Source organism: Brevibacillus borstelensis (assembly GCF_003710865.1).
Lineage (GTDB): Bacteria > Bacillota > Bacilli > Brevibacillales > Brevibacillaceae > Brevibacillus > Brevibacillus borstelensis.
Genome location: NZ_RHHO01000039.1, coordinates 104,053 through 123,105, shown reverse-complemented (window position 1 = coordinate 123,105; position 19,053 = coordinate 104,053). Strand labels below are relative to the sequence as shown.

The window sequence follows — 19,053 nt, the reverse complement described above, 5'->3', positions numbered from 1 at the left end:
AGAGGGAGGGATTTGTCTTGCCTACTGAAGCTGCTGACATTACCGTTGCCGTTGCGGGCAAGGAATTGACGATTACGAATCCAACCAAACCGCTTTGGCCGGAAGCAAACGTCACCAAATGGGATTACATCGGTTATTTAATGGAGGTCGCCTCTCCGTTTCTGGCTTATACGAAAGACCGCCTTTTAACTGTTATCCGTTATCCCCACGGCATCCACGACAAGCATTTTTATCAAAAGAACATTCCTGAGTACGCTCCGGACTGGATCGCTTCCAGCGTATGGGAAAATACCGCTTATCCCCTCTTAAATGATGCGGCGACTCTTGTTTGGTTGGCGAATCAGGCGGCACTGGAATGGCACGTCTCGTTTCACCTGGCGGGAGACGAGATACCGACTGAGCTCGTTTTCGACCTTGACCCGTCTACACCGGAATTCGCTCCCGTCGCCGAAACGGCCATGCTTTTGAAGGAGCTGTTGGACGATTTGCAGCTCCCCTCTGTCGTCAAGACTTCTGGCGCATCGGGCTTGCAAATTTACATTCCGATCGAACGTCGTTATACATTTGAACAAACGAGACAGGTCGGGCATTTCTTGGCGACCTACCTGGCGGAAAAGCGGCCTGATCTGATCACATTGGAGCGCCTGGTCAAGAACAGGGGCACGAAGCTCTACATCGATTACTTGCAGCCCTGGCGGGGAAAGACCTTGACCGCCCCCTATTCGACGCGGGCCCGCAAGGAAGCGACCGTTTCCACACCGCTTCGCTGGGAAGAGGTTCCCCATATCCACCCGACTGATTTCACCGTCCATACGGTTCCCGAACGGTTGCAAAAGTTCGGCGATTTGTTCGCTGCCGTCCATGACCAGAAGCGTGCTTCCCTTGATTCGATCCTGGCCTTTCTGAAACAAAAGCCATAAGTGCGGCGGTCCACAGGCTGCCTGCTGTTGCCATCTGCACAATTGGAACTGCGCATGCGATTTGTGCTATACTGTGCAGAGATGTTTGGAGGCAAGGAGGAATACAACATGATTGATCCGATAGCATTATCACTTGGCCCCATCAATATTCACTGGTACGGAATCATTATGGGGTTTGCGTTTTTTCTGGGAACCTATCTCGCCCGCTACAATGCCAAGCGTTCGGGCATAGATCCTGATCACGTCCTGAACATGGTCGTACTCATCATTCCCGCTGCCATCATTTGCGCTCGTGCTTACTACGTCATTTTTGAGTGGGACCAGTACAAAGACAATCTCCTCTCCGTTTTCTACGTTTGGGAAGGAGGGCTGGCGATTCACGGCGGCTTGATCGGCGGCGTTCTCGCCGGTGCCTGGTATGTCCGCAAGCACAACCTGCCGTTTTTGCTGCTGGGGGATGCGATGATTCCCAGTGTCATTCTGGGGCAAGCGATCGGCCGCTGGGGCAACTTTATTAACCAGGAAGCGCACGGCGGACCGGCAACTGCGGAGTACATGGCTCATTTTCCTGCGTTTATCCGCGACCAGATGTACATCGGGGGGCAGTATTACCACCCAACGTTCTTCTACGAGTCGATGTGGAACCTGCTCGTCTTCGCCATCCTGATGGCAATGCTGTACCGCTTCAAACGCTTTGACGGACAAGTATTGTTCAGCTATCTGGTCCTGTATTCAATCGGCCGCTTTTTTATCGAGGGCATGCGTACAGACTCTCTCCTGATCGGCGGAACATTGCGCGTTGCCCAATTGGTCAGCCTTTCTCTAATCGCGGTGGGCATTATCTTGCTGATCGTGTTTGCGAGAAAAAGCAGACAGTCCATCCAGTCCCACAATACTTCAGAATAAGAAACAGAATGACAGAGCCACCCTCCAACGAGCGGTGGCTTTTCTTTCGGGGCACCTGCGTCTGAATTGTCGAAAAGATGGGCATACTGAGGAAAAAACAAGGCGGGTGTTTTGATATGAATGAGGGTATGTTGGAGGACTACCTCGACAGGGATGTCCGGGTTCACTTCGCACCGGCGATGATTTCCGCTGGTACATCCTCCTTTGAAGAGGGGCGGCTCTACGATTACAGCGAAGACGGCATTCTTCTGGAGATGACGGACGGGTCTCTCGCGTATATTCCCATCTCATCCATACGCATGGTCACCATCAAACCGAAACAAGGCTTTTGGGCGCGTCTGACGCGTCCGTCATAACTTTGCAGGGCAGCAAAAAGCGTCCTTCCCCGTACGGCAGGAAAGGACGCTGGCATTTTATTTATGAACGCTATAAACGAATTCCTTTTACAGGAACACATCGTACACCACGTAACAGGCAGCAGCCAGTAAACCTGTAGCCGGCAACGTGATTACCCATGTGACCAAAATCCTTCCGGCAAGCCCCCATTTAACAGCTGAAAACTTTTGGGAGGCACCTACGCCAAGAATCGAGGAAGTAATTACGTGCGTTGTACTGACCGGCAGCTTGAACGCCGTAAAAATGGTGATGATCATCGCCGACGAAAGGTCTGCAGAGAAGCCGCTGATCGGCTTGATTTTCATGATCTTGCCGCCCATCGTCTTGATAATCCGCCAGCCGCCGACAGATGTCCCTAGTGCCATCGCCACCGCAGCGGAGATTTTGACCCAGAGAGGAATGGAGAAGTCACCGTTTTCCGGCGTCATAAATCCACCGGAAATCAATGCGAAGGTAATAATCCCCATCGTTTTTTGCGCATCGTTGGCTCCATGGCTAAAGGATTGCCAGGAGGCAGCTACGACCTGCAGCATCCGAAAACCTTTGTTCGTCGGATGATACGCCATATTGGCTACGATCGCCGAAATGATCTTGATTACGGTAAAACCGACGACAAATGCGATCAATGGAGAAAAAATCAAGGCTTGTACAATGCTGATAAAGCCTGCCATGTTAATGGAACCGACGCCAGCAGCACCTACGACTGCCCCAGCGATCCCGCCAATCAGCGCGTGCGAGGAGGAGCTGGGAATTCCGAACCACCAGGTGATCAGGTTCCACAGGATGGCTGACGTCAATGCAGCAAGCACGACGACCAATCCGTTTTCCAACTGGAACGGGTCGGCAATCGATCCTCCGATCGTTTTCGCTACCCCTGTGTACGTGAGCGCCCCGATCAGATTTAAGAACGACGCGATAATGATAGCCGTGCGCGGGCTTAACGCTCGGGTAGACACTGAAGTCGCGATGGCGTTAGCGGTATCGTGAAATCCATTGATAAAGTCGAAGCTAAGCGCCATGATCACAACGAGGATCAGGATAATCATATCCGGGGAAAGACTAGGCATTCTTCAGCACGATCCCTTCTACCAGGTTGGATACGTCCTCGGCAAAGTCGGCACAGTCTTCCAGTTTGTCGTAAATTTCCTTGAGCTTGATCGCTTCGATCGGATCAGCGTTAGGAGCGTTGAGCAAATCAGAAACCATTTTACGGTAGTTGGAGTCGGATTCATGTTCCAATTCCTTGATTTCGGCAGCGTATTTGGATACGACCTGATGATCCAGTTTGCGCAGCGTACGGATCAATTCGATCAGCTTCGCCGAGCATTTCACCAAAATGTTGGCCTGTGCAAGCACGCGCGGATCTGGCTGGCGCACCTGGTACAAGTACATCCGGTCTGCTACGCCGTCGATGTAGTCGATCATTGAGTCCATCGTATGGGCCAACTGGTGAATATCTTCCCTCTCCAGCGGAGTGATAAAGGTAGAGTTCAATTCATTCATAATCCGGCGAACGATCTCGTCTCCTTCTTTTTCCACCGACTTGATTTCTTTTACTTTGGATTCCAAGTCCTGGTAGTTCCCGATCATTTCATAAAACAGATGGGTTCCCTTGTGGACATTGGCAATTTGCTGCTCGAACAAGTCAAAGAAGATGTGCTTTTTGCTTTTTAACATAAGATCAGTCGTCACTCCTTTGAATAACTAACGCCTCACCGATTATATCGAACAACTTTGTGAAGGTAAATTTAAAAACAAGGACAAATGTGTATTTTTTTCTTTAAGAAATTGTTAAGTTTTTGTAAAGACAGATGACAAATGAAAAATGATGCGTTAAAACGGCCCCGATCCTTATTTTCTGAAAGGATAAAAAAATACCCGTCCGCCTAGGGTACGAGTGTTAGTGTTGCCAGTTGTTCACTTTTTATTTCCCGGCTGCCAGCATGCCGTTTTTTTCTTTGACTTCCCCCTTTGCTGCCTGGACTCGGCAGCAGGAATCAGCGGCGGTGCGTGATCCGGTAAAGCTTGCGCTGGCTGGCGTAGCCTTCGACCAATTCAATATCGTTGTCATATGCGTGAAACCTCTTCTTTAACAAGGCACGGAGTTCGTCGTGTGTCTGGCTGTCCCTTGGAGATCCTGTCACCTCGACGACAAGCATTCCCTTGAGTGTCTCCCCCGTTATGGCCGTTCTCTTTTTGCCCGGTTTGACCCAGAGAGTCAGCTCTGTGACCTCCCGCTTCCATTCCGCCGCCTTCTCCAGCTCCTGGCTGATGATCTGAAAAGACTTCCCGGGTGACTGCTTTCTCCTCGCCGCCTCCATCTCCCTGCTGGCCGCTCGTGCTGCACGCTTGGCAGAAACGACGCGGCTCGGCTGAATTTCGAGCGCCTCGACTCCGCATATCCGGTCGAGAAGCCTTGGCAGGCGGTGCAAGAACTGCAGGATTGTAGCGTAAGGAGGGTCTTCGCCGCAACGCTCCGTGACGACTTTGTAAAGCCCGTTTTCCACCATTTCGGCGATCATCAGCCAGCCCGGTCCGTCTGCCTTTCGTACGGTCAATTTCATCCTTCTCACCCCAACTAATTGTATATACAACCATTAGGGTAACAAAAGGAGGTTGCATATGCAACCATCATTTCTCCAGGTGGTCCCTCAGCCTTACCACCATGCTTAGAAACATGTCTTGTTCAGCTTTCGAAAATGGCGCAAATACGCTTTGCGTGAAATGGTCCCGTACTGCCTCCAATGTTTCTTCTATGACCTTCACTTTATCAGGCGCCATTTTTACGATGTAGCTTCGGGCGTCCTGGGAATGGGGCTCCGTTTTCAGCCAGCCTTTTTTCAGCAAACCGGGCAAAATGCGCGATATCGTCGTCTTGTCACGCAAAGTCCGCTTTCCCAATTCCGAGGGAGTGAGCCCGTCCGTCTGTGCGGTCGCAACCAACAGTTGCCACTGCTCGGGAGTTATGCCAAACGGCCCAAGCGCTTTGGCTGTCTCTTCCCTGATCAGTTGGCCTACGCGATGAAGGTTGTGGCCGAGGCTGTCTCGAAAGCGATCTGTCATGTACCCTGTCTCCTTTTATTCTACCCTTGGGGGATCTGGTCTTCCTGCGATAATGCAGTTACTTCCTATAGAAACACAGGAGTAAGCATCCGTCAAAGCTCTTTTATAGCTTTTAAATCTCTGAAAGTTGCCAACAGAAACAATTTCCTTTCTTTTCAATAGACGCTCCCTTATACTTATGTCTTACTAAATAACCTTTTATCGGAAGAGAGGAATTTGTCGCATGGCTTGGCTGCAGAACATCATCTCACGCTATGATACCACGATTTGGATACGCGTGATCGGAACCATCCTGACAACGTTTGCCGGTTTTATGCTTCGCCCTTTTCTCGCTTTCTATTTGTACGATCGGATGGATGGGAATCTTCTGGTAGCAGCAATGGTTACAAGCCTTCAGCCTCTCACCAGCATCGTGGCCAGCGTATACGCCGGTGGACTTGCCGACCGCTATGGACGCAAGCCTTTGATGGTGGCCGCTCTGGTCATCGAGTCGATTTCGATGGCGGGCTATATTTGGGCCGAATCCCTGATCGCCTTTGCTTCTCTAACCATCCTGAATGGAATTGGAGCCGCTTTGTTCTGGCCTGCTGCCAGCGCCCAGGTGACAGACGTCGTCCCGGAAGAAAAGCGCAGCGAGGTGTTCGCCCTGCTCCATACCGCTTTAAACCTCGGAGCAGCCGCAGGCCCTCTTATCGGGGTCACGCTTTACAAGATCAACCCGGCTATCGCCTTCGGAATTTGCTCGGCGACGCTCATGATCTATTGTCTGTTGATCATGTGGAAAATCCCGGAGACACTCCCCAAGGAAAGAAGGGAATCCGGCAAACAGAAAGGGGGGCAGCCAGAGGACGTGTCAAAAGCGCCGAAGCTCCGCTTGCGGGAGCATACCACCCTGCTGTGGATGACATTGGCCGCAATCCCCGTCTCACTGTTGTACTCGCAGGTGGAAATTATCCTGCCGCAGCACTTGCGCACTCGCTTTGACGACTTCCTGACGGTATTTGCCACCTTGATGACAATCAATGGAGTACTGGTCGTCTGCTGTCAAATCGCCATTGCCAGGTTTGCCGATCGGTTCCCGCCCGAGCGAATTATTCTCGCCGCTTACCTGCTGCTCGGATGCGTCGGATTCGGTTACGGTTGGGCCCCAGTATTCTGGCTGCTCGTAGTGGCCGAAGCCATTTTTACGATTGGCGAGATGCTCTATGGCCCGCAGATCCAAAAGGCGATCTCCGTACTGGCACCAGCGGAGCTCCGAGGGAGATACTTTTCCATTTTCGGCGCGAACTGGGGAATCACCGGTACGATAGGTCCGTCCACCGGAGCCGTCGCGTTTCGCAATATCGGCGGCGCGTACTGGTTTTCCATCGTCGGTCTGCTCTTGCTGATCGCCGGAGTGTTTCAATACGGTTTGGTGAAAAAGGCTGTCAGAAAGTCGTCTTCCGCACCGGCAGAAACTTCTGTGAATATGTCCGCATCATGAGCCGCAATTATTGTTGCTGGAACAAATAGGAACATACCTGCTGGCGGAATCTTGGCTGCGGATTGCAAAACAAGCTAATGTCTGGTCGTTGCCAGGCTTTGGCTTGTTTTTGTTTTGCTTGCTTCCTGTCACGAATGTATTCCTTGCGGTAGGGAAAAATGGAACTACTTACCTTTTAGAGGAGGTGAGCTCGCTGGCGCGGATTACTGCTGCTGCTACCGCTGTTCCTGCTTATGAAGTGACGCAAGAGGCTTCGATGGCCTTTGCCCGCCTGTTGTTCCAGGATGCTTTTCCGGACATCGACCGGCTGATCAGCATTTTTTCCCACAGCCGGATTCGCAAGCGGCACTTTTGCATGCCGCTGGAATGGTTCGGACAAGACCACAGCTTTGCCGAAAAAAACCGGTTGTACATACAACACGCTGTAGCTCTCGGTGCCGAGGCGGCGAAACGCTGCCTTGAGAACAGCAATTGCAGAATAGACGATATTGATTGCCTTGTATTCGTATCCAGTACGGGTATAGCCACACCCAGTATCGATGCCCACCTGCTGAACCGCCTGGGACTGCGCTCTGACATCACCCGCATTCCTCTGTGGGGGTTGGGCTGTGCGGGCGGAGCGATGGGACTCGCCCGCTCCTGCGAATATGTCAACGCCTACCCCAAGCGCCGGGTCCTGTTGCTCAGTGTGGAGTTGTGCGGCCTGACATTTATTCGCCAGGACGTTTCCAAAAGCAATCTGGTCGCCACCTGCCTGTTCGGGGACGGCGCTGCAGCTGTGCTCATCGAAGGGGATGAAGTGGTACATACAGGCGTCTCTGATCAGCCGCAGCTCCATTTTTGCGCTGCCCGCTCCAGGACGTGGTCCGATTCGCTCGATGTCATGGGCTGGGAAGTGACCGACCCGGGACTGAAAGTTGTCTTTTCCAGAGATATTCCCACCCTGATTCACAAATCCATGCGAGAAGAGCTGGAGAGCTTTCTTGCGCCCCTCGGCACAACCGTGGAGAAGCTGAGGCACTTTATTTTCCACCCGGGCGGCGCAAAGGTGCTGAACGCCTACCAACAAGCATTGCAGCTCCCCGCTGACTCGATCAGGTTTTCAGAAGAGGTTCTGCGGGATTACGGAAACATGTCGTCCCCTACCGTCCTCTTTGTGCTGGAAAAAAGCTTGCAGAAGCCGTGGTCGAAGGGAGAACAAGGCCTGCTAGCTGCCCTTGGTCCCGGCTTCAGCTCGGAATTCATCCTGCTGGAAGCGAGGTGAGGCCGTGTCCTTTTTCCTGATTGTCTATATGGCTGTTGTCCTCCAGCGCCTTCTGGAGCTCAGGCTCGCCTCGCGAAATGCCCGGTATTTGCGTTCGATTGGCGGGTATGAAGTCGGTGCTGACCATTACAAGTACATCGTATTTCTACATGTCGGTTTTTTTGCCGCGCTGCTGGCCGAGGGCATCTGGCGAAAAGGCATGCCTGCCCCTTGGTGGCCCCTGTCTTTTTCGCTCTTTCTATTCGCGCAGACTCTTCGCTACTGGTGTATCCTGACTCTCGGAAAACGTTGGAATACGCGGATCATCATCCTTCCCGGCGCTCCCCCGATTACACGCGGCCCTTACCGTTACATCCGGCATCCCAACTACTGGATCGTGACGATCGAGCTTTTCACACTGCCGCTGACCTTTTCCGCCTATGTTACAGCCATGTTCTTTACCATCTGCAATCTCTGGCTGCTGCTGCGGGTCCGTATCCCAGCCGAAGAACGAGCCGTATACAAGCATCGATAAAAAGAACCCGACGCTTCAAATCGGGTTCTTCCGCGTGTTTATTTCACATGATCAGCGGGTAGATAGAAAGTACGATTTTTTTAAGTACCTTCCCATTTTCCATTACTGACACGAGGTGACCTGTTTTGAAAACGACCAGCATGGAAGGCCCCCATGAAGTAAAACACATCATCATCCGTGAATTTTACAGCATGATTGAGCACTTGCCTGATAACGATCAAACCGCCACGATTCAAAAACTAGTCCGTTACTTGCAAGGGCTGCTGCGCATCAAGCAGGTAATCCCGCCCGTCGTAGAGATCATGACCTTGATCAAGAAGGCAAAACCGACCTTGTACAGCGCCACACGCAGAACGGTGGCTGCCACCAGCAATCTGCATATGCTGTTTCAGGTTGACATGGACCCTGTGCTTGCTGAACAGCGCATGCGCGATTTTATAAAATAACGGTTGCCGATCAGGAGCTGAGGTTTTCTGGGTTGAGACATTCTAATTCCGGAATGACAAACCGGCCGTCCTTTCGGATCAGAACTTCGTCAAACCAGATCTCCCCTCCGCCCCAATCCGGTCGTTGGATCGATACCATGTCCCAGTGGACAGAGGATTTGTTTCCGTTGTACGCCTCGTCATAGCACTGGCCCGGCGTGAAGTGGAAGCTTCCGTCAATCTTTTCGTCAAACAGAATGTCCTTCATCGGATTTCGGATCAGCGGATTTACGCCGATCGCAAACTCTCCGATATAGCGCGCACCCTCGTCTGTATCCAGGATAGCGTTCAAGCGCTCCGTATCGTTGGCTGTCGCCTTCACGATTTTACCCTGCTCAAAATGCAGGCAGACCTGTTCGAAAGTAAATCCGTTGTACGGAGTCGGCGCATTATGCGTAATCACTCCCTCTACGGAATCCCGTACCGGCGCTGTGTACACTTCTCCATCGGGAATATTGCGCAATCCGGCACATTTGACAGCCGGGATGTCCTTGATGGAAAAACGCAAATCAGTGCCTGGTCCTACGATTCGAACGCGAACTGTCCGGTTCATCAACGCAACAAGGTTATCCATCGCTTCGTTCATTTTACTGTAATCAAGGTTGCACACCTGGAAGTAAAACTGTTCGAAAGCATCGGTACTCATGTTCGCCAATTGCGCCATGGACGGATTCGGATAGCGCAACACCACCCATTTTGTCTCAGGCACCCGGACATCCATGACAGGCAGCTCGTAAAGACGCGAGTACATACTCATCCGATCAGCTGGCACATCTGCCATCTCATTGATGTTGTCGCCTGCGCGTATCCCGATATAACAGTCCATCTGTTTCATCAAGGCTGTCTCATGCTCCGCCAGCAGCGTCAGCTGTTGCTCTGTACACTCTTTGGCGAGCTCCCGTTTGATCTTCGGATCGACCAGTTGAACAAACGGGTTTCCTTTTGCCAGATACACCTCCCGAATGATCGCCTGAACCAGCTCAGGCGTATGGCCTACCGCATGTATCAGTACATTTTCTCCCGGCTGAACACGGACAGAATAAGAAACAAGATTGCGCGCCAATTCCTCCAAACGCGGATCTCTCATACGTTCACCCCTTTTTCAATTTTCTGACTCCCTTCTATTGTTCGCAATCAACCCTTGCAAGTCAATAAAAAATTTTTTATTAAAGACCGGCAGCTCGGACCGATTACACATACCTAAACAAAAAAGCAGCCTCTTCCCGGTGGAATGAGACTGCTTTTTCGCGTTCATTTATTGGACTGTTCCTTATTTATCGTTATCGGATTCAGGAGCGGACCATACCCAGCCGGAACGAGTTCCAGTGTCAGCACCTTTGCTGGAAATGACGATGGTATTGTCCTCTGTCGGAGCAGCTACCCAACCAGTGCGTGCAGCTTCTTGGCTAACAACTGGAGAGATGACGATTGTTTCGTCTTCCTTCGGCATTTGAATCCAACCTGTCGGCTGAACATTTTGCGCCTGACCGCGCTCCAAAATGACATACTGGTCTTCTACCGGCATGTTTACCCAGCCTTGTGTTGGTGCTACGAAGGCACCCCGGTCGCTGACTACGATTGTTTGATCTTCCAGAGGGGCATTTACCCAGCCTTTAGCCGCAGCATTGCTGTCAATTTTATTGGTAATGGTGATCGTTTGATCTTCCAATGGCATGTTAATCCAGCCGCCTTGGCCGTTTCCAAATACAGGTTTTTCAGGTTGAGTCGCTACTTCTTTAGCAAATGCAGCGTTCGTAAACAGCGTTGCGCCCAGCACCATGGTTCCGAGCATGAGAGTTGTCATTTTTTTCATCATTCATACACTCCTGTCTTTTCACGCTGTCCATGAAATATCTCTTAGCCGCTATGCTACGCGATACCGGTTGCCCAACAGGCAAACGCGATCCTTCATTCCTCGAGGCCTTGTTTCATTTTTCGCAAATAGGTTGCAAACTGCTCAAGCTCTTCGTCGCTCAAGCTCTTCAACAAGCCCTTCATCAGGTTCCTTCGCTTGCATAGCAACCGTTCGATCAAGGGGATCGCTTTATCGGATACGGTTACCCAAACAACCCGCCGGTCCTGTTCATCGCGAATTCTGTTGACGTATCCGGCTTTCACCAGACGATTCAAAGCAATCGTCGTTGCACTGTTGGATTGCCGTAACACAGTTGCGAGATCCGAGACGGTACTGCGCTGCTTGTCGTAGAGGACACGGAGCAGTATGAATTGTTTTGGACTGATAACCTCATCTTCATCCAATAGCCAGTGACTGATAAAGTAACGGGCCATCTCGATAAAGGCTTGATCCAGTTCCTCGATTTGAACAGCGCGAGACATTTCGCTCACATCATCACCCATTTTCAGAAAGTAAATACTTTTACTATAAAACTATATAGCGTTTGGTTTTATAGTGCAAGTATTTCGATAGTTTCTGCGCATTTATGTACCCGCCTGAAAATAGGTTGATACGAGAGTGGACAATGCGTTTATGATTTAATATTTTTACTGTAAAACTAATTTGCAATGTCATATTACCTCATAATGAAAAACATGGCAAGATGTTTAATGGTGACGAATTTGTGAACAGGAGGCAAGTCCCATTTCCCACCGATTTCCATGAATCCGGCTTCTTCTTCGCTTTGAAAGCATGTATAATAAGAACATCTGTCGGTTTTTCCCCAAAACGTGAGAAGACCCGCTACATACAAAGATATGCCGACGGAGAAACTTGTACATGGGAGATTGCTTATGGAACAAATTGAACGTGCTGCCAAGTGGAAAACAGAATTGCTTGATTGGGTAAAATCGTTTGTCTTGATTGGCGGACTCACCGCTTTTATCTATGTCTTTGTCATGGCGCCTTATGTTGTACAAGGCCGCTCCATGGAAAGCACACTGCACGACCGTGAACGCGTCATCGTCAACAAGGCCATCTTCTATTTGAAGAACCCGCAAATCGGTGATATCGTCATCATTCACCCGGATGCTTCGGGGGAAAATTGGATCAAGCGGGTCGTCGCCCTGGCCGGCGATACGGTAGAAGCGAAAAACGACCAATTGTACGTAAACGGCCAGCCTGTCAACGAGCCGTTCCTGACAGCCAACAAATTAAAAGCTGCTGCTGAAGGTGTCACGCTGACGGAAGATTTTGGACCGATCACAGTTCCGGAAGGACATATCTTCGTGATGGGTGACAACCGTAACAACAGCATGGACAGCCGTGCAATCGGGCCTGTCAGCCTTGATCATGTCGTGGGACGGGCCGAGCTTGTCTACTGGCCGCTGGGAAGCATCCGTCTGCCCAAGTAATTGCAAGCGAGTAATGAATCCTCTTCCTTTCGCTCATCCTATGATGGTACGGCATAACGATCATCAGGAGGTTGGGAAGATGCACAATTTGCAACATACTCAGCAGGAAATCGCTCAGTGCAAGCAAATCGCTCAGCAAATGATTCAGCAAACGATGCAAGCGAGCAATACGTATCGGCAAATGCTCCAACAGGAACAGCAAAACGCAGCCACTCTGCAACAGCTTGCTGCGCGTGAATTTGAGGCCGTTCGGATGATTCAACAGGCTTTGCAAGGACATGATACGGCTATCCGGCAGCTGCAGCAGGTCATCTCTTACTGCGATCAAATGGAACGCGAGCTGCTTCAAAGATCGTACCAGCAGCAGACCGCTTTCTCTCAGCCGTCTTTGACCGCAGTTACGGGAAGACAGTAGCTGTTATTACCGGGAGTCCTGGCTGCCTGGATTTATCCGGGAAACCATTCAAAAAACATGCAAAGAGCATGACGCGGGGGATTGTCCGTCCTTCCCGCGTCTTTTTGTTTGGGAGCAGTTCTCTGTGCAATGACAAAAAAATACCGCCAGATAGCAGCTACCTGGCGGATGGTTTCCTTGAAGCGAATTGGTCCTGTTTGTTTACGATTGGCTTTGCACAGCAACAGCATCCTGGAAGTATTCCTCCAGCGTGATGCCCTTTTCCATGATTTCTTTGGCCATCGTCGTTCCTACATACCGCAAATGCCACGGTTCATACGCATAGCCCGTGATCTCTTCCTTGCCCTTTGGATAGCGGATGATAAAGCCGTGCTCTGCACAGTGAGCGGCGAGCCACTTTCCTTCCGGCGTATCGGCAAACGGCTCTTCCAGTCTGGTCCGGGAATCGGCACCGGAAACGTCCATGGCAAGCCCGGTCTGGTGTTCGCTTTTGCCGGGATTGGCACTGTAACGGGCAGCGTGCTCTGCTCCCTGCGTCTTTACGTAGCCGTCAAAGAGCGATTTTTGCGTCCGGTAGGAACGATATCCCGACACGCCGTACAACTGGATTCCGTCTTTCTCCGCGGCGGCAAACAGCGATTCGAGAGCACGAGCGGCGGGCTCGCGGAGAAGCTTTTTCTCAGCCTTGCCGGAAAACGGGAAGGGGACGTTTGGTTCCGTTAATCCTGGCGGGATATAATCGACAGGCAGCGAGCGCTGCTTGTTCACAACAACTGCAAGATCAGTAGGATTGGTTACAGTCGGAACACTGTTTACCATCATAATGGTTTCAGCAAGCGACGATTTCACCGTAATTTGAGCCGTTTTGGTTTGCCCCTGATATTCTACGGTTACCTCTGCCTTGGAGCCGATCGCTGCGTGCTCGGAAATGGCCAGCTTGCCATCCGGCGATACCGTTGCCACATCTGGCGCAGAAATGTGGTACGTGACTCCTTCTCCATGAGGCAGTGCTTTCTCGCTTCCCGGAGCGAGGACAAATGTCTCAGGAATGGCATTCCAGTCGATAGATGGCGCTTCTGGAATCGTCGTCTCTTCTCCTGTCGCTTGTCCTTCCGGTGCCGTAGTCGATTGTCCGCCTGATCCAGAGATCCACGTGCTGACATCCGGAGCTTCACATCCTCCCAGAAGCGCGCCGGAAAGTGCGGCTGCGACAGCGAGAATGACTGTTGGTTGCTTTTTCATCGGTTATGCCTCCTGGTTTCCATCAAGACAAATACAGTCTTCAGTGTCTTTACTACCTTACCATGTATGAAGACGTATGAAAAGAATGGAACGTAACGGGCCAATTGGCTGCCGCGACTCATTTTATTCTGCCGCCAAGCGCTGAATCAAAGGCACAAGCCAATCAGAGAGCGACCGAAACGCATAGCCTTCCCTCCGGGCTTTGCCCGTATCCAGAACATAGGAATCCGGGATCGCAAACGGAGACAGCTGTTCGGCCGTACCGCCGGTCAAGATTCGGGCCGGTTTGCCGATTGCGTCTTCGACTGCACCGAGCAGTTGGGGAAGTGTCCATGCGTCGTCAGAACAAGCGTTGTAGGGCCCGCAAGCCTGAGCGGATTCGCCAGCCCACTGCAGAAACCGGGCCGCTTCGTCCGCGTCTATATAGGATTGCCTCGCATGCGGGTTTCCGACATAGATCTCTTTTTGAGCTCGTATCTGGTCCACATAAAAATGCAGCCTCTTGGTATAATCCTCCACACCCAAAACGATGGGAAATCTGACGGCAATCACCGGAAAGCCGGCTTTTTGAAACAAGGCGGCCTCCGCTTGCCGTTTTCCCTCTTCATAGGAGACCTCTTCTCTCGTACCGGCTGTGATCGGACATGAATACGGGTCAAAATCAGCTTCCCTCCTGATCAGCGGAGAGTGTTCGTACACAGCTCTTGAGGAAGTGACGACGAGTCTCTTTACTTTCCCCTCCAATACTTGCAAAATGTGGCTCGCATTTGCTCCCGTGTAGCAGAGACTGTCAAAGACCAGCTCCCATTCAGAGCTTCCGATGCGTTTCAAGGAATCCAGATCATTCCGGTCTACCTGCATACGGGCAATCTCGTTTCCAAACGGGTCGGCTTGCCTTCCCCTGGTGGCGATCGTGACGTCATAACCGCTATCAACGAGACCTTTTACCAGCCTTTTTCCAAAAAATCGCGTCCCACCCAATACCAGAACTTTTTTCATCTCGCACTCCTCTTTCTTTTTTTTTGGTTGTCGGTAAACTACTTCTCCTATTTCGCACGCATCCCCTGCTCTCTTTGCATGAAGAAAGGGAGCCCAGTCTTGGAGCTCCCCATTGGCTTTTCATTTTGCTTGGTCCTGTCGGAATCCAGTCTCTATCTCCTATTGCTTTTGCAAGGAGACAACTTTTTCCTTGGCATCCCACGTCACCGTAAATCCTAGCCCCTCTGCTACTTTTTTGACGGGCAGAAAAGCGCGTCCGTCGATGAAGGCCTGCTCGCTCTGGAAGGAACCTGGTTTTGCGTGCAAGCCGAGCAGCAGTTTATCGGCCTGGACGTAAGGCTCGCCTTTGTACCAAGCCAGTTGATCTGCCGTATACGGATACAGGTTTCCGTTTACCTTTATCTGGAAGGCTGCTTTTGGCGATTCCTTCGGGGCGGGCGGCTCGGCAGACGTATACGCGACCGCGTCTACGCCCAGCACCGTTCCCTCACGGGTATTGTCGGCTCCGCCGTACATCCTGCCGTTTTCCAGGTCGTAGATGATCGCCTGCACGTTTCCGATGTTTTCCGGCTGTGCCTTGAACGCATGCCCCATCCCCATCAATTGAAGGATCACATCCTGATCAATGCCTGCCTCCCAACTGACCGTCGGATAGCTGCTGGAGAAAATCCGTGGAGAGAGGATCGCTTCCTGGATCGGCATATCGTGTTCCAGCACATTCAAAATCGTCTGGGAGACGGAGGCGATGATCGTCGAGCCGCCTGGCGATCCGACCGCCATAAACGGCTTGCCGTCCTTGAGCACAATCGTCGGCGTCATGCTGGAACGAGGCCGTTTCCCCGGCTCTACCTGGTTTACCCCTCCGGGAACAGCATCGAAGTCAGTCAGTTCATTGTTCAGCATGAAGCCGTAGCCCGGGACCATGATGCCGCTGCCAAACACGTCCTCGATCGTAGTCGTATAGGAAACGAGATTGCCCCACTTATCCATGACCGCAAAATGCGTAGTCTGTTTTACCGGAGACACCTCGACCTGAGACATGGCCTTCACCGCTTTTTTGCCCTCGTACCGCCATGGGTCTCCCGCCTTCACATCACTGCTTGCCTTTTCCGGGTTGATCAGCTTTCTCCGCTCACTGATATACTCATCATGGATCAACCCCTTTTTCGGCACCGGGTAAAAGTCCTCATCCGCCATATAAGCAGCCCGGTCGGCATACGCCAAATGATTCGCTTCGATCAGCCGATGGAGATACGCGGCAGAAAGAGGGCCGTCCTTCTTGTTGTCGAAGCCCTCCATCAGCTTCAAAATCTGGATCAGAGTCAAACCGCCAGAGCTGGGCGGAGCCATCGAGACTACCTCGTACCCGCGGAAAGTGCCCTTCACCGGCTCCCGTTCTTTTACCACATAATTTTTCAGATCCTGCATCGTCATGGCTCCGCCTGTGCGCTGGACCTCCTTGACCAAAGCCTCGCCGATCCCGCCCTTGTAAAGTGCATCGGTCCCTTTTTCCTTGATCAGCTTAAACGTTTTGGCCAGCTCCGGCTGAATCAGAAGCTCTCCCGGCTTCAGCGCCTTGCCATCCGGAACAAACACCCGGCCAGCCGTACCGTGTTTTTGGAGCTTCTCCGCAGAGTCCGCAATATGCTGGGCGGTGATCCAGTTCACCGGCACTCCTTTTTCGGCCAACGCGATGGCTGGATCGATCACTTCTCCCAGCTTCATTGTTCCGTACTTTTTCAAAGCAGTATCCAGTCCAAGCAGGGTACCCGGAACCCCCACTGCCTTTCCGTTGGTATGACGCTCTTCAAAAGGTACCGGCTTCCCGTCCTTATCCAAAAACAGCTTCGGATCAACTGCTTTCGGCGCCATTTCCCGACTGTCTATGACTGTGATTTTTCCTTCCTTTTTCAGGTAGATCATCATGAAGCCGCCGCCGCCAATGCCGGACATTTGCGGTTCGACGACATTTAGCGCCAGTTGAATACCGGCAGCGGCATCCACCGCATTGCCTCCCTGCTGCAGGATATCCTTGCCCACCTGTGCGGCTGCAGGATGGGATACCGCCACGATTCCTTTCGTCGCGCCCGTCGTTCCCTCGGGAATGCCCGGGACCTTGGCTTGCATGGGGACAGCCAGCAGCAAAAAAGAAGCTGCCGAAGAGACGATTGCTTGAAGCTTTGTCTTCGTCGTCGCTTTCACCTTCCTCATCCTTTCCTTCCCGTCTATGTATTGCCTAGCTTCATTATAATTTTGAATATTCCGACCAGTCAACGTGGAGAAAGTCTTATCCACCCGGAGAGGACAGCCGGAACGACGTCAGAACGAAAAAAACCCTTTCTCGTTTGCAGAAAAAGCCTTCTTTTCCTGCTTGCGAGAAAGGGATTTCGTCTGTCTTCCCATGACTGTTACGGCAAGATGACCAAATTGCTAGATACCGGCCGCTCTTTGCCTCCGGATGGACGGTTCAGCAGCTTGCCGTTGTAGAAGAAGGCACTGGAGCCGCCGCCGTCCAGATTATAGGCATCCACGACGTGAAACTCCTGCAGCTTCCGCTGAGCCTCTTCCAAGGTTACGCCGTTGCTCCACCCCTTGCGCCGGCCGTCGATGACGATCAGCAGCAAGTCGCCATTGTCAAAGTGACCAATCAGTGTCCGCGGCTGACGTGTATTCGCCCATTGCTTCGGTATCGTCATCCGCTTGCCGTTTTGGAGCAGGGTCGGCAGGAAGCTGGCCCCTTGCAAAATGCCCTTCTTGGTAATTTCAGCCTGAGAGGAAATCTTTCCTCCCACCAGTCGCCCGTTTTTGTTAAAGCCGACGAAGCTCAAATCCGTATTATTGGAAAACGTGCGAATCTTGCCGTCAACGACCGTTGTGCCAATCGGCGTCAAATATCCGCCTTTGCTCATAAAGCCCCCTGCATTGATCGCCAGTATGGCGCCAGTCCGTCGGGCTGCGTGACTCGTCGTCTCTCCGCGACTTTTGACCGAATCGCCCGCGAGCACCATCTTGAGGGCATTTGGATTGTTTAAGCGGACTTTGGCCATGTACCCCCGATAGCCTGCTTCCTCCAGGGAGTAGACCTTGACCGTTGCATTTTTGCCAAAGGTTTGGCCAATCGGGTTGCCGAGCATGTTGGCCAGGAGCTTGTCCAAGACGTCCGCCGATTTTTGCGTTTGCGACTTGCTGGCCTCCAGGAGGTTGTGGATCGATTGGTTCTGCTTCTCGTACTCTTCTTTTTCTTTGGTGGCTTGCTCGCGGATGTCTTCGATCAGGAGTTCCGTATTGCGAAGCAGATCTTTCGTCTCGTTCATTTGCTCCTGCAGCATGGCCACCTGCTCGTTCGCGGCCTTTGCTGATAATGCCAACCCTTCGTAAGGCAGCTTGTCTACCGGATTGGCCTGGGAGAACGCCAGCAAAAAGCCGACAGCTGGAGCGAGCAGAAACGCAAAGAAGCGATGGATCTTACCAAGCACGAGCCGCATCCTCCAGTTTTTTCAGCGAAGCTTTCAAATCGACCAGCTGTTTGTTCAATTGATCGATCCGATCCTGCAGGGCCTGCTTCGTCTTATTGCTTCCGCCGAGCGTCTCTCCAGTGAGCTGCAGCTCCTCCTCGATGTTGGAAAGCCCGCTTTGGACCTGCTTCATCTCATCTTGAACCAGTGCGATCTGCTCCTCCATCGCCTTCATTTGCTGAGCGTTCTGCGTCTGTATCGCCTGAATTTGCTGGCTGACCAGCTGCTGCTGCTTGTCCAATGTATGTACGGCAAAAGCGTACCCGGCCCAAGCCAGCCCTCCCCACAGCACAACAGCCAGGACGATTGGAACGGCTGAGCGTTTCTCCTCCGAGCGGGGCGCTAGCGTTTGAAACAAGCTTTTAAACAAACCGTTGCGCTTCCGTCTTCCCTGCTTGCTTTGATCGGGAGCATGTAACGTTGTGGATGGTGACGACGATGCGGACAAAATTTTGTCGCTCATCAGTTCCCCCTCCTTTCGTGTGACAAAGAATGAGGTTTTATTATATCATAAAACAATTTTCGACACCTCTTTGCGCAAA

Annotated in this window: 21 protein-coding genes; 9 read left to right on the top strand and 12 right to left on the bottom strand. The window is 51.9% G+C overall.

From position 1 onward, the window contains the following. Positions 1 to 17 precede the first annotated feature (17 nt). From ligD to EDM54_RS20155, 3 genes are all read left to right on the top strand, one after another. Positions 18 to 920 carry a non-homologous end-joining DNA ligase gene (ligD, locus tag EDM54_RS20165; RefSeq protein WP_003386062.1) on the top strand — a complete coding sequence of 301 codons (903 nt, stop codon included), beginning with the start codon at positions 18 to 20 and terminating at the stop codon, positions 918 to 920. Between the two features lie 108 nt (positions 921 to 1,028). After that, the gene (gene lgt / locus EDM54_RS20160; RefSeq protein WP_003386064.1) at positions 1,029 to 1,826 is read left to right on the top strand and encodes a prolipoprotein diacylglyceryl transferase; all 798 of its coding nucleotides are present in this window, start codon (positions 1,029 to 1,031) and stop codon (positions 1,824 to 1,826) included. 116 nt (positions 1,827 to 1,942) lie between these two features. Beyond that, positions 1,943 to 2,182 (top strand): hypothetical protein, encoded by a 240-nt coding sequence (locus EDM54_RS20155; RefSeq protein ID WP_003386066.1) that lies wholly within the window; start codon positions 1,943 to 1,945, stop codon positions 2,180 to 2,182. An 87-nt stretch (positions 2,183 to 2,269) separates the two neighbouring features. Here the strand turns inward: EDM54_RS20155 and EDM54_RS20150 are convergent, their stop codons facing one another. The 4 genes from EDM54_RS20150 to EDM54_RS20135 all read right to left on the bottom strand — a co-directional run bounded on the left by EDM54_RS20150 (position 2,270) and on the right by EDM54_RS20135 (position 5,285). Next, entirely contained in the window at positions 2,270 to 3,289 is a 1,020-nt protein-coding gene (locus EDM54_RS20150; protein WP_003386067.1) for an inorganic phosphate transporter, read from the bottom strand. Further along, complete coding sequence (locus EDM54_RS20145) at positions 3,282 to 3,899, bottom strand: DUF47 domain-containing protein (protein ID WP_003386068.1); 618 nt, start codon at positions 3,897 to 3,899, stop codon at positions 3,282 to 3,284. Before EDM54_RS20145 ends, EDM54_RS20150 begins: the two co-directional genes overlap by 8 nt. A gap of 320 nt (positions 3,900 to 4,219) precedes the next feature. After that, positions 4,220 to 4,786 carry an ACR/YggU family protein gene (locus tag EDM54_RS20140; RefSeq protein ID WP_003386069.1) on the bottom strand — a complete coding sequence of 189 codons (567 nt, stop codon included), beginning with the start codon at positions 4,784 to 4,786 and terminating at the stop codon, positions 4,220 to 4,222. Positions 4,787 to 4,853: 67 nt separating this feature from the next. Then, positions 4,854 to 5,285 (bottom strand): MarR family winged helix-turn-helix transcriptional regulator, encoded by a 432-nt coding sequence (locus EDM54_RS20135; RefSeq protein ID WP_003386070.1) that lies wholly within the window; start codon positions 5,283 to 5,285, stop codon positions 4,854 to 4,856. A 223-nt stretch (positions 5,286 to 5,508) separates the two neighbouring features. On the opposite strand from EDM54_RS20135, the gene EDM54_RS20130 reads away from it, so the two are divergent. The 4 genes from EDM54_RS20130 to EDM54_RS20115 all read left to right on the top strand — a co-directional run bounded on the left by EDM54_RS20130 (position 5,509) and on the right by EDM54_RS20115 (position 8,992). Beyond that, complete coding sequence (locus EDM54_RS20130) at positions 5,509 to 6,768, top strand: MDR family MFS transporter (RefSeq protein ID WP_003386071.1); 1,260 nt, start codon at positions 5,509 to 5,511, stop codon at positions 6,766 to 6,768. Positions 6,769 to 6,961: 193 nt separating this feature from the next. Beyond that, positions 6,962 to 8,032 carry a type III polyketide synthase gene (locus tag EDM54_RS20125; protein ID WP_024982973.1) on the top strand — a complete coding sequence of 357 codons (1,071 nt, stop codon included), beginning with the start codon at positions 6,962 to 6,964 and terminating at the stop codon, positions 8,030 to 8,032. 4 nt (positions 8,033 to 8,036) lie between these two features. Next, the gene (locus tag EDM54_RS20120; RefSeq protein ID WP_003386073.1) at positions 8,037 to 8,546 is read left to right on the top strand and encodes an isoprenylcysteine carboxyl methyltransferase family protein; all 510 of its coding nucleotides are present in this window, start codon (positions 8,037 to 8,039) and stop codon (positions 8,544 to 8,546) included. A 125-nt stretch (positions 8,547 to 8,671) separates the two neighbouring features. Further along, the gene (locus EDM54_RS20115) at positions 8,672 to 8,992 is read left to right on the top strand and encodes a hypothetical protein (RefSeq protein WP_003386074.1); all 321 of its coding nucleotides are present in this window, start codon (positions 8,672 to 8,674) and stop codon (positions 8,990 to 8,992) included. A 10-nt stretch (positions 8,993 to 9,002) separates the two neighbouring features. On the opposite strand, the gene EDM54_RS20110 is transcribed toward EDM54_RS20115, so the two are convergent. From EDM54_RS20110 to EDM54_RS20100, 3 genes are all read right to left on the bottom strand, one after another. Then, positions 9,003 to 10,118 (bottom strand): aminopeptidase, encoded by a 1,116-nt coding sequence (locus EDM54_RS20110; RefSeq protein WP_122958705.1) that lies wholly within the window; start codon positions 10,116 to 10,118, stop codon positions 9,003 to 9,005. A 183-nt stretch (positions 10,119 to 10,301) separates the two neighbouring features. After that, positions 10,302 to 10,844, bottom strand: coding sequence for a hypothetical protein (locus EDM54_RS20105; protein WP_122958704.1), 543 nt, complete (start codon positions 10,842 to 10,844; stop codon positions 10,302 to 10,304). Between the two features lie 95 nt (positions 10,845 to 10,939). Continuing rightward, positions 10,940 to 11,368: a MarR family winged helix-turn-helix transcriptional regulator gene (locus EDM54_RS20100; protein ID WP_003386079.1), complete on the bottom strand. Its 429-nt coding sequence runs from the start codon at positions 11,366 to 11,368 to the stop codon at positions 10,940 to 10,942. A gap of 411 nt (positions 11,369 to 11,779) precedes the next feature. Here EDM54_RS20100 and lepB point away from each other — a divergent pair, with 411 nt between their 5' ends. Further along, on the top strand, positions 11,780 to 12,340 hold the full coding sequence (gene lepB, locus EDM54_RS20095) for a signal peptidase I (protein WP_003386080.1): 561 nt from the start codon (positions 11,780 to 11,782) through the stop codon (positions 12,338 to 12,340). Positions 12,341 to 12,419: 79 nt separating this feature from the next. Further along, a complete protein-coding gene (locus EDM54_RS20090) occupies positions 12,420 to 12,755 on the top strand; it encodes a hypothetical protein (RefSeq protein WP_003386081.1) in 336 nt (111 codons plus the stop codon). A gap of 201 nt (positions 12,756 to 12,956) precedes the next feature. Here EDM54_RS20090 and EDM54_RS27085 read toward each other — a convergent pair whose 3' ends face one another. The 5 genes from EDM54_RS27085 to EDM54_RS20060 form a co-directional block, all read right to left on the bottom strand. Beyond that, positions 12,957 to 13,997: a M15 family metallopeptidase gene (locus tag EDM54_RS27085; protein WP_024982968.1), complete on the bottom strand. Its 1,041-nt coding sequence runs from the start codon at positions 13,995 to 13,997 to the stop codon at positions 12,957 to 12,959. A gap of 123 nt (positions 13,998 to 14,120) precedes the next feature. Beyond that, positions 14,121 to 14,996, bottom strand: coding sequence for an NAD-dependent epimerase/dehydratase family protein (locus EDM54_RS20075; RefSeq protein ID WP_122958703.1), 876 nt, complete (start codon positions 14,994 to 14,996; stop codon positions 14,121 to 14,123). 159 nt (positions 14,997 to 15,155) lie between these two features. After that, positions 15,156 to 17,207 carry a gamma-glutamyltransferase gene (ggt, locus tag EDM54_RS20070; protein WP_122958702.1) on the bottom strand — a complete coding sequence of 684 codons (2,052 nt, stop codon included), beginning with the start codon at positions 17,205 to 17,207 and terminating at the stop codon, positions 15,156 to 15,158. Positions 17,208 to 17,404: 197 nt separating this feature from the next. Then, a complete protein-coding gene (locus tag EDM54_RS20065; RefSeq protein WP_170208355.1) occupies positions 17,405 to 18,472 on the bottom strand; it encodes a phosphodiester glycosidase family protein in 1,068 nt (355 codons plus the stop codon). Further along, complete coding sequence (locus tag EDM54_RS20060; RefSeq protein ID WP_003386089.1) at positions 18,462 to 18,974, bottom strand: coiled-coil domain-containing protein; 513 nt, start codon at positions 18,972 to 18,974, stop codon at positions 18,462 to 18,464. Before EDM54_RS20060 ends, EDM54_RS20065 begins: the two co-directional genes overlap by 11 nt. Positions 18,975 to 19,053 lie beyond the last annotated feature (79 nt).

What these genes read in the sequence shown, in the direction of transcription:
- lgt (WP_003386064.1), top strand. Translation starts at nt 1,029, where the DNA reads ATGATTGATCCGATAGCATTATCACTTGGCCCCATCAATATTCACTGG.
- EDM54_RS20155 (WP_003386066.1), top strand. Translation starts at nt 1,943, where the DNA reads ATGAATGAGGGTATGTTGGAGGACTACCTCGACAGGGATGTCCGGGTT.
- EDM54_RS20150 (WP_003386067.1), bottom strand. Translation starts at nt 3,289, where the DNA reads ATGCCTAGTCTTTCCCCGGATATGATTATCCTGATCCTCGTTGTGATC.
- EDM54_RS20145 (WP_003386068.1), bottom strand. Translation starts at nt 3,899, where the DNA reads ATGTTAAAAAGCAAAAAGCACATCTTCTTTGACTTGTTCGAGCAGCAA.
- EDM54_RS20140 (WP_003386069.1), bottom strand. Translation starts at nt 4,786, where the DNA reads ATGAAATTGACCGTACGAAAGGCAGACGGACCGGGCTGGCTGATGATC.
- EDM54_RS20135 (WP_003386070.1), bottom strand. Translation starts at nt 5,285, where the DNA reads ATGACAGATCGCTTTCGAGACAGCCTCGGCCACAACCTTCATCGCGTA.
- EDM54_RS20130 (WP_003386071.1), top strand. Translation starts at nt 5,509, where the DNA reads ATGGCTTGGCTGCAGAACATCATCTCACGCTATGATACCACGATTTGG.
- EDM54_RS20110 (WP_122958705.1), bottom strand. Translation starts at nt 10,118, where the DNA reads ATGAGAGATCCGCGTTTGGAGGAATTGGCGCGCAATCTTGTTTCTTAT.
- EDM54_RS20105 (WP_122958704.1), bottom strand. Translation starts at nt 10,844, where the DNA reads ATGAAAAAAATGACAACTCTCATGCTCGGAACCATGGTGCTGGGCGCA.
- EDM54_RS20100 (WP_003386079.1), bottom strand. Translation starts at nt 11,368, where the DNA reads ATGTCTCGCGCTGTTCAAATCGAGGAACTGGATCAAGCCTTTATCGAG.
- lepB (WP_003386080.1), top strand. Translation starts at nt 11,780, where the DNA reads ATGGAACAAATTGAACGTGCTGCCAAGTGGAAAACAGAATTGCTTGAT.
- EDM54_RS20090 (WP_003386081.1), top strand. Translation starts at nt 12,420, where the DNA reads ATGCACAATTTGCAACATACTCAGCAGGAAATCGCTCAGTGCAAGCAA.
- EDM54_RS27085 (WP_024982968.1), bottom strand. Translation starts at nt 13,997, where the DNA reads ATGAAAAAGCAACCAACAGTCATTCTCGCTGTCGCAGCCGCACTTTCC.
- EDM54_RS20075 (WP_122958703.1), bottom strand. Translation starts at nt 14,996, where the DNA reads ATGAAAAAAGTTCTGGTATTGGGTGGGACGCGATTTTTTGGAAAAAGG.
- ggt (WP_122958702.1), bottom strand. Translation starts at nt 17,207, where the DNA reads ATGAGGAAGGTGAAAGCGACGACGAAGACAAAGCTTCAAGCAATCGTC.
- EDM54_RS20060 (WP_003386089.1), bottom strand. Translation starts at nt 18,974, where the DNA reads ATGAGCGACAAAATTTTGTCCGCATCGTCGTCACCATCCACAACGTTA.